The organism is Mycobacterium ulcerans subsp. shinshuense (genome assembly GCF_002355775.1).
Classification (GTDB): domain Bacteria; phylum Actinomycetota; class Actinomycetes; order Mycobacteriales; family Mycobacteriaceae; genus Mycobacterium; species Mycobacterium marinum.
Map to the genome: position 1 here is coordinate 2,552,868 of NZ_AP017624.1, position 12,217 is coordinate 2,565,084.

At 64.3% G+C, this 12,217-nt stretch carries 6 protein-coding genes and 1 pseudogene; 3 read left to right on the forward strand and 4 right to left on the reverse strand.

Going from position 1 to position 12,217, the window contains the following annotated elements:
* The first annotated feature begins 80 nt into the window (after nt 1–80).
* Complete coding sequence (locus SHTP_RS11435; protein ID WP_231991602.1) at nt 81–1,484, forward strand: FAD-binding protein; 1,404 nt, start codon at nt 81–83, stop codon at nt 1,482–1,484.
* 123 nt (nt 1,485–1,607) lie between these two features.
* Here the strand turns inward: SHTP_RS11435 and SHTP_RS11440 are convergent.
* The 4 genes and pseudogenes from SHTP_RS11440 to SHTP_RS11460 form a co-directional block, all read right to left on the reverse strand.
* A pseudogene (locus SHTP_RS11440) lies at nt 1,608–2,743 on the reverse strand (PE family protein).
* A gap of 496 nt (nt 2,744–3,239) precedes the next feature.
* Nucleotides 3,240–4,442: an ISAs1-like element IS2404/ISMul1 family transposase gene (locus SHTP_RS11445; protein ID WP_420872994.1), complete on the reverse strand. Its 1,203-nt coding sequence runs from the start codon at nt 4,440–4,442 to the stop codon at nt 3,240–3,242.
* A gap of 243 nt (nt 4,443–4,685) precedes the next feature.
* Entirely contained in the window at nt 4,686–6,605 is a 1,920-nt protein-coding gene (locus SHTP_RS11455) for a vitamin B12 ABC transporter pemease/ATP-binding protein BacA (RefSeq protein ID WP_096370654.1), read from the reverse strand.
* Nucleotides 6,606–6,693: 88 nt separating this feature from the next.
* Nucleotides 6,694–7,896 carry an ISAs1-like element IS2404/ISMul1 family transposase gene (locus SHTP_RS11460; protein ID WP_420872995.1) on the reverse strand — a complete coding sequence of 401 codons (1,203 nt, stop codon included), beginning with the start codon at nt 7,894–7,896 and terminating at the stop codon, nt 6,694–6,696.
* 188 nt (nt 7,897–8,084) lie between these two features.
* Here SHTP_RS11460 and SHTP_RS11465 point away from each other — a divergent pair, with 188 nt between their 5' ends.
* Complete coding sequence (locus SHTP_RS11465; protein ID WP_096370656.1) at nt 8,085–9,737, forward strand: acetolactate synthase; 1,653 nt, start codon at nt 8,085–8,087, stop codon at nt 9,735–9,737.
* A 114-nt stretch (nt 9,738–9,851) separates the two neighbouring features.
* The gene (gene secA2 / locus SHTP_RS11470) at nt 9,852–12,188 is read left to right on the forward strand and encodes an accessory Sec system translocase SecA2 (protein ID WP_096370657.1); all 2,337 of its coding nucleotides are present in this window, start codon (nt 9,852–9,854) and stop codon (nt 12,186–12,188) included.
* Nucleotides 12,189–12,217: the final 29 nt, after the last annotated feature.

Sequence of the window (12,217 nt, forward strand, 5' to 3'; positions counted from 1 at the left end):
AGGCGGGGGTGCCGTTTGTGGAAATTGCGTACTTCTCGCCGGAAATCAAGGCGTTTTATGACTACATCAAAAGAGCAGCGTTGAACACCGAGATACCAGCGACGGTTAGCTCAGACACGGTGACCTCATGGACGGATGACGTCGATGTGGTGGTAATCGGCTTCGGTATCGCCGGGGGATGCGCAGCAGTCGCGGCGGCCGCCGCCGGCGCCCGGGTGCTGGTGCTCGAACGTGCCGCCGCGGCGGGCGGAACCACATCGCTGGCCGGAGGGCATTTCTATCTGGGCGGCGGAACGGCGGTCCAGCAGGCGACCGGTCACTCGGACACACCCGATGAGATGTACAAGTACTTGGCTGCGGTGTCGCGCCAGCCCGATCACGCCAAGATTCGCGCTTACTGCGACGGTAGCGTCGAGCACTTCAACTGGCTCGAAGACCTCGGCTTTCAGTTCGAGCGTAGTTACTTTCCCGGGAAGGCGGTGATCCAGCCCAACACCGAGGGATTGATGTTCACCGGCAATGAGAAGGTTTGGCCCTTCTTCGAAAAGGCGGTGCCGGCGCCACGCGGCCACAAGGTGCCGGTTCCGGGTGACACCGGCGGCGCGTCGATGGTGATCGACCTGCTGCTCAAACGAGCCGCGAGCCTGGGGGTGCAGATCCGCTACGAGACGGGCGCCACCGAACTCATCGTGGCCGGCTCGGGAACGGCGGCCCGGGTAGCCGGAGTGATGTGGAAGCGGTTCACCGAAACCGGCGCGATCAAGGCGAAGTCGGTGATTATTGCTGCCGGGGGATTTGTGATGAACCCTGAGATGGTCGCCAAGTACACCCCGAAACTGGCCGAGAAGCCGTTCGTGCTCGGCAACACCTACGACGACGGGCTGGGCATTCGGATGGGGGTGTCGGCTTGCGGCGCCACCGAACACATGGATCAGATCTTCGTTACCGCTCCGCCGTACCCGCCATCGATCCTGCTGACCGGCGTCATCGTCAACAAGCTCGGACGGCGTTTCGTCGCCGAGGACTCATATCATTCCCGCACGGCGGGGTTCATCATGGATCAACCCGACAGCGCGGCCTATCTGATCGTCGACGAGGCACACCTGCAGCATCCCAAGATGCCGCTGGTTCCGTTGATCGACGGGTGGGAGAGCGTCGCCGAAATGGAAGCCGCACTTGGCATTCCGGACTGCAATTTGGTTGCGGCGCTGGATCGCTACAACACCTATGCCGCGCGCGGCGAGGATCCCGACTTTCACAAACAGCCGGAATTCCTTGCCCCCCAGGACAAGGGGCCATGGGGAGCATTCGACATGTCGCTGGGCAAGGCGATGTATGCCGGCTTCACCCTCGGTGGACTGGCCACATCGGTCGACGGCGAGGTGCCGCGAAGCGACGGGTCGGTGGTGGCGGGCCTATATGCGGCCGGCGCGTGCGCCTCCAACATCGCCCAGGATGGCAAGGGCTACGCGAGCGGTACGTAGCTGGGGGAGGGATCATTCTTCGGGCGCCGTGCCGGAGCCCATGCCGCGGCGCACGCGGGCGCCCGCGTGGCCCCCTAAGTCATCACGGCACATCGTGTCGAGCGCCGCAGCCGTCCGGCACCGCTAGCTAGCCGCCGCCGGGAAATCCCCGCCGAGCAACACGATGTGCGTATTCGGAGGGGCGGCTTCGCCGTTGATGCCGTCTTCGCCGAGCAGCAATCCACGGCTGCCCCCGTCGCCGCCGATACCCGCGAGCACTCCGGAAGCGCCGTTGCCGCCATTGCCGCCGGTGCCGATCAACACGGCGTCGCCGCCCTGGCAGCCGTCTCCGCCGCTGCCGCCGGCCGCAAGAAGGTCGCCTTGCCCGCCGGCGCCGCCCGCGCCGCCATCACCGACTATTTGTCCGCCGGAGCCACCGGTTCCGCCGGCGCCACCATCGCCGTTGGAACCGCCGCCGGCGCCACCGGACCCGCCCGACCCGAGCCACCCGGCATTCCCACCGGTGCCGCCGGTTCCGCCGCCGGTGCCGCCGAACCCGCCGACCCCGGCGTCGGAGAACAGCAAACCGGCATTGCCGCCGCGTCCGCCGGCACCGCCCGCGCCTCCGTCGACGTTGAATCCCAGTTTCGCAATCCCGTCGCCGCCGCTGCCGCCCGATCCGCCCGGGCCGCCCAGCAGGCCGGCATTCCCGCCGGCCCCGCCGACTCCGCCGGCACCATCAATGCCGCCGGTGAATCCACCGGCCCCGCCGTCACCCCAATCAGCCCGGCCGCCCCGCCGTCGCCGCCGGCCTGGCCGGCCGCACCCGAGCCGCCCGCACCACCGTTGCCGAGTAACCAGCCGCCGGCCGCCCCGTTTGCGCCGGTCCCGGGCACACCGTTGGCGCCGTTGCCAACCAACGGCCGCCCGGTCAAGTCCTGCACTGGTGTGTTGATGGCGTTGAGCGCAGTTTGCAGCGGGTCTTGCAGGAACGATGCGTTGGCCGCTTCGGCGCCGGAATAGGCTTGCGCACCGGCGGCGAAGACCCGCTCGAACTGGGCGTGAAACTCCGCGACTCGAGCGCTGATCTGTTGATACGCCTGACCGTGGCCGGAAAACAACGCCGCGATCGCCGCCGAAACCTCATCCTCAGCGGCAGCCACGATCCCCGTCGTCGACCCGGCCGCGGCCGTATTCGCGGCATCGATCACCGACCCGACACCAGCCAGATCGGCCGCAACCTCCGCCACCATGTCCGGCACCGCCAGCACAAACGCCATCACGTTCTCCTCCCAGAACCAAATACCAATGAATCTCGCTGGATCGGCCAGAAAAACCTGCCGCTAACGAGGTTGGGTCGGGACATTACGCGACGGCATGCCAAAAATGTCCTAATTGGAAACCATTTTAATTCCGGGTTCGATGAATTGTTGAGACACGAATGACTTTCAGCGATATAGCGCAATAGGCGGATCGATCGAGGCAAGTTGATGCCCGAATATTCATCACACTCGGAATATCGCCCGGGTCAGTGTCGGGGCGCCATGCGCCCGGCCGCGGGTGGTCTAGTCAGGCTGCGGGAGAGGGGGTTCCAGTAGTATCGCGGCGGCCTGCCATGGTGGGCGATGACGAGAAGATAAACAATTCATGACCGGTTGAATTAGCACCCCGAAGATGCCGATTGATTCACCGGATGGTGAGCCGTAGATTTATTGCCGGATGGTATCCGCAATTGACGCCGAGGTCGGTGGCGGGCCAGGGCTCCGGCGTTGTTGATTAGCAGGCTTGTGAGCTGGGGAATTGTGGATTGAGGAGGTCTAGGCGGCGGTTGGCGGTCAAAGCGGTGATCCGGCAGGCTTCGGCGATGTTGTCGGCGCCGTTGAGGCGGTGCAGATTGATCGCAGTGTTGCGTAGCGTTGCTAGGACCTGTGCGCCGTTTCCGGTATGTGCCCTTTGACGGTCTTCGTCGAAGGTGACGTCGCGTATCCAGTGCAGGCTGTTCTCGATTCCCCAGTGTTGACGCATCCAGGTCATGATCGCGGTAGGGTGGGCGTGCTCGAACGGCAGGCTGCAGATGGCATAGACCACCTTCACGCTGCGCTGGTCGGTGGCGGTGATCAAGCGTTCACGAGTGATCCGGATGATTTGTTTTGCGTAGGGGAAGCCGATTCCTCGTGCAGCGGTGATGATTTGCAGGGTGCGGGTCTCGACACGGCCGTGGCCGCGGGAGTCGTCGGTAGCGGCTGCGGGCACCTCGGCCCAGGGCAGCGCGGTGATACGCGCAAGTATTTTGGCTTGGTTGGACTTGACGATCATCAGGTAGTGCGACTTCAAGGTGGCGCAGATCAACTTCGCGGTGACGACCTGGGTATGCATCGCATCCACGGTGACCAGCCACCGCAAGCTACCCGGCAGCAGCGTGAGCAGGGCACGTACGCAGGGAATTTCATTGCTTTTCTCGGCGACAGCGAGTTGACCGAGCACCAATCGGGCACGGTGGGCGAACACCGACACGAGATGCGTGGCTGTCGCTTTGGCGCGTAAAGCACCACGCAGCATCTTGCCGTCCAACGCGATCGGCACCAATCCACTGGGGTCGCTGCTGGCCACGTGTGCAGTGAAGTAACTGCCCATCCTGGCGTTGAGGTCGGCGGGGTCTAGCCGAGACAAAACAGCGCGGAAGGTCTTCTCACTGGGCCGCCGGAACCGGACCCCTAATTGGGCCAACACATCATCGGGAGCGGTGGCCGCCCATGTGGCAAAACCAGCATAGCCGCGCATCCCCGCGGCAGTGGCCAGAACCGCGATCGCCAACAAAGCCATCAGCGAATACCTCCGACCGCGTGGGTCCCTCGGGTCTGGCACCGAGGCCAACACATCGAGAAACTCCGATCCGATGAGCTCGCTGCGCTCACCAGGACTCCAGCGGTCGAACACCTCTGGAACCGACGACACAGGCAATACTGAAACGGTAGGCACGGGCAACTCCAGACCAACGACGAACAGTAACCAACTCGATCGTTCTCCAGATAGCCCGTGCCTACACTCCGGCCCCAATAGCGCGGCACCAAAGATCATCAACCCAGCTCACAAGCCTGCTAATCAACAACGCCGGAGCCCTGGGTGGCGGGCCATGAATTCGCCATGCAATAGCTCTGATGAATGGGGCCGCTCGTCGGCACTGGCGAAAAGGCTGCCGCTTCCGCCGGGAGCGGGGCGTCGTTAGGCCGGTGCCGGCTCCTGGTTCACCGGACCCAGCCGCCAAGGGCCGCCGCCGAGCAGTTCGAGCTGCTGGTTATGCAGTCGCTCCAGCGCGGGTCGATGGCTGACGCTGACCACAATGCAGTCCGGTAGCTCGTTGCGCAGTAACTCGTAGAGCGCGAACTCGAGACCGGTGTCCAGCGCCGACGTGCTTTCGTCAAGGAAGACGGCTTTGGGTTTGGTCAGCAGAATCCGGGCAAACGCCGCCCGCTGTTGCTCACCGGGAGAGAGGACTTTCGCCCAGTCGCGTTCTTCGTCGAGGCGGTCGCACAGCGGAGCCAGGGCGACCTTGGTCAGCGTGTCGCGCACCGCCTCGTCCGGGATGTCGTAAGGGGAATTCGGGTAGCACACCACGACTCGCAGCGAGCCCAACGGCACATAGGGCAGCTGCGACAAGAACATCGTGTCGTTGGCACCGTCTGGACGGCTCAGAGTTCCCGAGGCGAACGGCCACAGCTCGGCCAGGCTGCGCAGCAACGTCGTTTTGCCAGAGCCCGACCGGCCGGTGATCACCAGTGAGTCGCCGCGGTCGAGCCGGACATCCAACGGGTCGATCAATCGATCTCCAGCGGGGGTGCGAACCTCAACATCGGTGAGTTCGACGGACTCGTCGCTGCTTGGCTTGGTCAATACCGCAGGCAGTGCGCGCCCCTTCTCGTTGGCATCGACCAAGCCGTGCAGACGGATGATCGCCGCCCGGAAAGAGGCAAATGCGTCATAGTTGTTACGGAAGAACGACAGCGAGTCGTGAATGTTGCCGAAGGCCGTGGCCGTCTGGCCGACGTCGCCGAAGTCGATCTGCCCCGCAAACAATCGCGGCGCCTGGATCACCCAGGGCAACGGCACGATGGTCTGGCTCACGGACAAGTTCCAGCCGTTGAACGCGATGCTGCGGCGGACATATCGGCGATAGTTGCGGATGACCGGTAGAAAGCGGCGCTCCAACTGTGCGCCTTCCACCGGCTCGCCGCGGTAGAAGCCCACGGCCTCGGCCGCATCCCGCAATCGCACCAGCGCGTAACGGAAAGCGGCATTGAGCTTTTCGTTACGGAAGCTGAGCCAGATCAGCGGCCGCCCGATGACGAACGAGATGATCGTTGCCACCAAGACGTAAATCAGCACGGTCCAGAACATCGCCCGCGGGAATGACAAGCCGAAGATATTCAGCGTGCCGGACAGGTTCCACAGAATCGCGGTAAAGGAAATCACCGAGATGATCGACTGCACGGCCCCGAACAGCAGCGTGCTGGCGGTCCCATTGGACGGCTGATTAGGTGTTCCCCCGGCGCCCGCGGTGAAGACGTCAATGTCTTGCTGAATACGCTGGTCGGGGTTGTCGATCGTTTCGTCGATGAACAGATCCCGGTAGTAAGCCCGACCTTTGAGCCAGTCCTTGGTGAGATGGTCGGTGAGCCACACCCGCCACGCGATGATGAAGCGCTGGGTCAGGTATATGTCGGCCATGACGCGGGCCACGTGTATTACTGCCATGACGCTGAAGACCCCGATGGACATCCAGAATCCTCGTACGCCTGAGCGTTTCACCGCTTCGTCACTGGCGGCGGTGCCCTGGAAGGCCTTCTGCAATGCGGTGTACATGTCATTGCCCTGGTAGCTGAACAGCACATTCAGTCGCACCGCCAGCACTACCGAAAACAACAGCACACCGAGCATCAACCACACGCGAATGCTTTTGGGGCCGATGAAGTACTCGGAGGTGATTCGCCAGAACTGCCGGCCCCACGGCGTGAAGAACTTGAAGAGGGCCAACGCGGCGATCACGCAGACGGCGCTGATCGCCCACGCTTTAGCCACCCAAAACACCGAATCTACGAATGCACTGGACCAGTCGATGGAGGGCGTAAACGGCTTCGGGCCCAAGATCGGTACTCCTCACGGTCGAGGTGTTGAGGTGATTGCTCAATACAAATCCTTCGGCGAAGGTACCCCAGGGCTCTGGCGTTGTTGATTAGCAGGCTTGTGAGCTGGGGAATTGTGGATTGAGGAGGTCTAGGCGGCGGTTGGCGGTCAAAGCGGTGATCCGGCAGGCTTCGGCGATGTTGTCGGCGCCGTTGAGGCGGTGCAGATTGATCGCGGTGTTGCGTAGCGTTGCTAGGACCTGTGCGCCGTTTCCGGTATGTGCCCTTTGACGGTCTTCGTCGAAGGTGACGTCGCGTATCCAGTGCAGGCTGTTCTCGATTCCCCAGTGTTGACGCATCCAGGTCATGATCGCGGTAGGGCGGGCGTGCTCGAACGGCAGGCTGCAGATGGCATAGACCACCTTCACGCTGCGCTGGTCGGTGGCGGTGATCAAGCGTTCACGAGTGATCCGGATGATTTGTTTTGCGTAGGGGAAGCCGATTCCTCGTGCAGCGGTGATGATTTGCAGGGTGCGGGTCTCGACACGGCCGTGGCCGCGGGAGTCGTCGGTAGCGGCTGCGGGCACCTCGGCCCAGGGCAGCGCGGTGATACGCGCAAGTATTTTGGCTTGGTTGGACTTGACGATCATCAGGTAGTGCGACTTCAAGGTGGCGCAGATCAACTTCGCGGTGACGACCTGGGTATGCATCGCATCCACGGTGACCAGCCACCGCAAGCTACCCGGCAGCAGCGTGAGCAGGGCACGTACGCAGGGAATTTCATTGCTTTTCTCGGCGACAGCGAGTTGACCGAGCACCAATCGGGCACGGTGGGCGAACACCGACACGAGATGCGTGGCTGTCGCTTTGGCGCGTAAAGCACCACGCAGCATCTTGCCGTCCAACGCGATCGGCACCAATCCACTGGGGTCGCTGCTGGCCACGTGTGCAGTGAAGTAACTGCCCATCCTGGCGTTGAGGTCGGCGGGGTCTAGCCGAGACAAAACAGCACGGAAGGTCTTCGCACTGGGCCGCCGGAACCGGACCCCTAATTGGGCCAACACATCATCGGGAGCGGTGGCCGCCCATGTGGCAAAACCAGCATAGCCGCGCATCCCCGCGGCAGTGGCCAGAACCGCGATCGCCAACAAAGCCATCAGCGAATACCTCCGACCGCGTGGGTCCCTCGGGTCTGGCACCGAGGCCAACACATCGAGAAACTCCGATCCGATGAGCTCGCTGCGCTCACCAGGACTCCAGCGGTCGAACACCTCTGGAACCGACGACACAGGCAATACTGAAACGGTAGGCACGGGCAACTCCAGACCAACGACGAACAGTAACCAACTCGATCGTTCTCCAGATAGCCCGTGCCTACACTCCGGCCCCAATAGCGCGGCACCAAAGATCATCAACCCAGCTCACAAGCCTGCTAATCAACAACGCCGGAGCCCTGGAAGGTACCCGAAGGAGGTGGCTAGGCTTCCCAAATATGACGGACATGAGCACCGACGCCGCCCCAGTCCAAACCGTTCATGCCGGCCGGCTTGTCGCCCGCAGGCTGCGCGCCAGCGGTGTCGACACCGTGTTCACCCTATCGGGCGGCCATCTGTTTTCGCTCTATGACGGCTGCCGCGACGAGGGCGTCCGGTTGGTCGATACCCGCCACGAACAGACCGCGGCGTTCGCCGCCGAAGGCTGGTCGAAGGTCACCAGGGTGCCGGGCGTGGCGGCGCTGACGGCCGGCCCCGGGGTCACCAATGGCATGAGCGCAATGGCCGCCGCCCAACAGAACCAGTCGCCACTGGTGGTCCTGGGGGGCCGGGCACCGGCAGGGCGATGGGGGATGGGCTCGCTGCAGGAAATCGACCACGTGCCGTTTGTGGCGCCGTTGACCCGCTTTGCCGCCACCGCCCAGTCCGCCGAGGATGCCGGTCTCCTGGCCGACCAAGCGCTGCGGGCCGCGGTGGGCTCCCACTCCGGGGTCGCCTTCGTCGATTTCCCGATGGACCACGTGTTTTCCATGGCACAAGATGACGGTCGGCCGGGCGTTCTGACCGAGCAACCGGCAGCCGCACAACACCCGGCCCCGAACGGCCGGGAAATCGATCGGGCCGCCGAGTTGCTCTCGCGGGCCCAGCGCCCGGTCATCATGGCCGGAACGAATGTCTGGTGGGGCCACGGGGAGCGCGCGCTGCTGCGCCTTGCCGAAGAACGGCAGATTCCGGTGCTGATGAACGGGATGGCGCGTGGCGTCGTGCCCGCCGACCATCCACTTGCCTTTTCGCGGGCCCGATCAAAGGCGCTGGGCGAGGCCGACGTCGCGCTGATTGTCGGCGTGCCGATGGACTTTCGTCTGGGCTTCGGCGGAGTCTTCGGGCCGCAGACCCAGCTCATCGTGGTGGACCGCGCCGAGCCCGAACGCCAGCATCCACGACCCATTGCCGCCGGCCTCTACGGGGACTTGAGTCAGATCCTGGCGGCGCTGACCGGACCTGATGCTAGTGACCATCAGAGCTGGATCCGCGAACTGCGCGACACCGAGACCGAGGCACGCGAACGGGAGAAGACCGAACTCGCTGAAGATCGGATCCCGCTGCACCCCATGCGGGTGTACGCGGAATTGGCGCCGCTGCTGGATCGCGATGCGATCGTGGTCATCGACGCGGGCGATTTCGGGTCCTATGCCGGGCGTGTCATCGACAGCTACCAGCCGGGCTGCTGGCTCGACAGCGGCCCGTTCGGCTGCCTGGGATCGGGGCCCGGCTACGCCCTGGCCGCCAAGCTGGCCCGGCCGGAGCGTCAGGTGGTGCTGCTGCAAGGCGACGGCGCATTCGGGTTCAGCGGAATGGAATGGGACACGTTGGTCCGCCACAACGTGCCGGTCGTGTCGGTGGTCGGCAACAACGGCATCTGGGGTCTGGAGAAGCACCCGATGGAAGCGCTCTATGGCTATTCGGTGGTGGCCGAGCTGCGCCCGGGAACCCGCTACGACGAAGTGGTACGCGCCCTGGGCGGCCACGGAGAGCTGGTGGCCGCGCCCGCTGAACTTCGTCCCGCGCTGGAACGCGCCTTCGCCAGCGGGCTTCCGGCCGTCGTCAACGTTCTCACCGACCCGAGCGTCGCCTACCCGCGCCGATCAAACCTGGCCTAGGCGGCTCGCCGCGCGACGCGGGCAGCGAGCGTGCGCAGTTGTACAGCGGCGCCCGGCGTGTCGCGCACAAACACGCACGCTCGCCGCGGTTTGGGCGTCGCGTACCGTTGGGCTGTGTCCAAGACCACGCGCGCCCAGTCGGGCCGCCTGAGCAGCCGATTCTGGCGGTTGCTCGGCGCCACAACGGAAAAGAATCAAAACCGGTCGCTCGCCCAGGTGACCGCTTCAGCTGAGTTCGACAAAGAAGCCGCCGACCTCAACGACGAAAAGCTGCGCAAGGCGGCCGGGCTGCTCAATCTGGAAGACCTCGCCGACTCCGCCGACATTCCCCAGTTCCTCGCGATCGCGCGGGAAGCGGGCGAGCGGGCGACCGGGCTGCGACCGTTCGACGTGCAGTTGCTTGGCGCCCTGCGCATGCTCGCCGGCGACGTGATTGAGATGGCTACCGGTGAGGGCAAGACTTTGGCTGGCGCGATCGCGGCCGCTGGCTACGCGTTGGGCGGTCGCCATGTCCACGTCGTGACCATCAACGACTACCTGGCCCGCCGCGACGCGGAGTGGATGGCGCCACTGCTGGAAGCGATGGACCTGACGGTCGGCTGGATCACCGCCGAATCAACCGAAGCAGACCGCAGAGCCGCATACGAATGCGACGTGACATATGCCTCGGTCAACGAGATCGGCTTCGATGTGTTGCGCGACCAGTTGGTGACCGATGTCGCCGACCTGGTCTCACCCAATCCGGATGTTGCGCTCATTGACGAGGCCGACTCGGTGCTGGTCGACGAGGCACTGGTCCCGCTGGTGCTGGCCGGGACGACTCACCGCGAGACACCGCGGCTGGAGATCATCAAGCTGGTGGCCCAACTCGTCAAAGACAAGAACGCCGACGAGTACTTCGCCACCGACGCCGACAGCCGCAACGTCCACCTGACCGAGGCCGGAGCGCGCAAGGTCGAAAAGGCGCTGGGCGGCATCGATCTGTACTCCGAAGAGCATGTCGGGACCACGCTGACCGAAGTCAATGTGGCCCTGCACGCCCATGTGCTGCTGCAGCGCGACGTGCACTACATCGTGCGAGACGACGCGGTTCACCTGATCAACGCGTCGCGCGGTCGCATCGCACAACTGCAGCGCTGGCCCGACGGGCTGCAGGCGGCGGTGGAGGCGAAGGAAGGTATCGAAACCACCGAGACCGGAGAGGTGCTCGACACCATCACGGTGCAGGCACTGATCAATCGGTACGTGACCGTGTGCGGCATGACCGGAACCGCGTTGGCGGCCGGTGAGCAGCTGCGCCAGTTCTACAAGTTGGGCGTGTCGCCGATACCGCCGAACACCCCCAACATTCGTGAGGACGAATCCGACCGGGTGTACATCACCGCTGCGGCCAAGAACGACGCGATCGTTGAACACATCGCCGAGGTACATGACACGGGACAGCCGGTCCTGGTCGGCACCCGCGACGTTGCCGAGTCCGAAGATCTGCACGAGCGGCTGTTGCGCCGCGACATTCCCGCGGTGGTGCTCAACGCCAAAAACGATGCCGAAGAGGCTGCGGTCATCGCCGAGGCCGGCACTCTGAGCAGGGTCACCGTCTCGACCCAGATGGCCGGGCGTGGCACCGATATCCGGTTGGGCGGATCCGATGAAGCCGACCACGACCAGGTCGCCGAACTGGGCGGGCTGCACGTGGTGGGCACCGGCCGCCACCACACCCAACGGCTGGACAACCAGCTGCGCGGCCGCGCCGGGCGCCAGGGCGATCCCGGATCATCGGTGTTCTTCTCGAGCTGGGAAGACGACGTTGTCGCGGCCAACCTGGACGGCAACAAGCTTCCGATGGAAACCGACGAAGACGGCCAGATCGTCAGCGCCAAAGCGGCCGGGCTGCTCGACCACGCCCAGCGAGTTGCCGAGGGCCGCATGCTCGACGTGCACGCAAACACCTGGCGCTACAACCAACTGATCGCCCAGCAGCGCGCCATCATCGTCGACCGGCGCAACACGTTGCTGCGCACCGCAACCGCACACGAGGAACTCGCGGACTTGGCGCCCAAGCGGTACAAGGAGCTATCCGAGACAGTGTCCGAGGACCGCCTCGAGAAGATCTGTCGGATGATCATGCTCTATCACCTCGACCGGGGCTGGGCAGATCACCTGGCATACCTGGCCGACATCCGGGAAAGCATTCACCTGCGGGCGCTCGGTCGGCAGAATCCGCTTGACGAGTTTCACCGGATGGCGGTGGACGCGTTTGCCTCGCTGGCCGCGGACGCGATCGAGGCGGCACAGCAGACCTTCGAAACCGCCAACGTTCTCGAAGACGAGCCCGGGCTGGATCTGTCCAAATTGGCCAGGCCCACGTCGACATGGACCTACATGGTCAACGACAACCCACTGTCCGACGACACTCTCTCTACGCTGAGCCTGCCCGGCGTTTTCCGGTGAGCCGGGGCGGCAACCGTGCAGCCGGATTC

What these genes read in the sequence shown, in the direction of transcription:
- SHTP_RS11465 (WP_096370656.1), top strand. Translation starts at nt 8,085, where the DNA reads ATGAGCACCGACGCCGCCCCAGTCCAAACCGTTCATGCCGGCCGGCTT.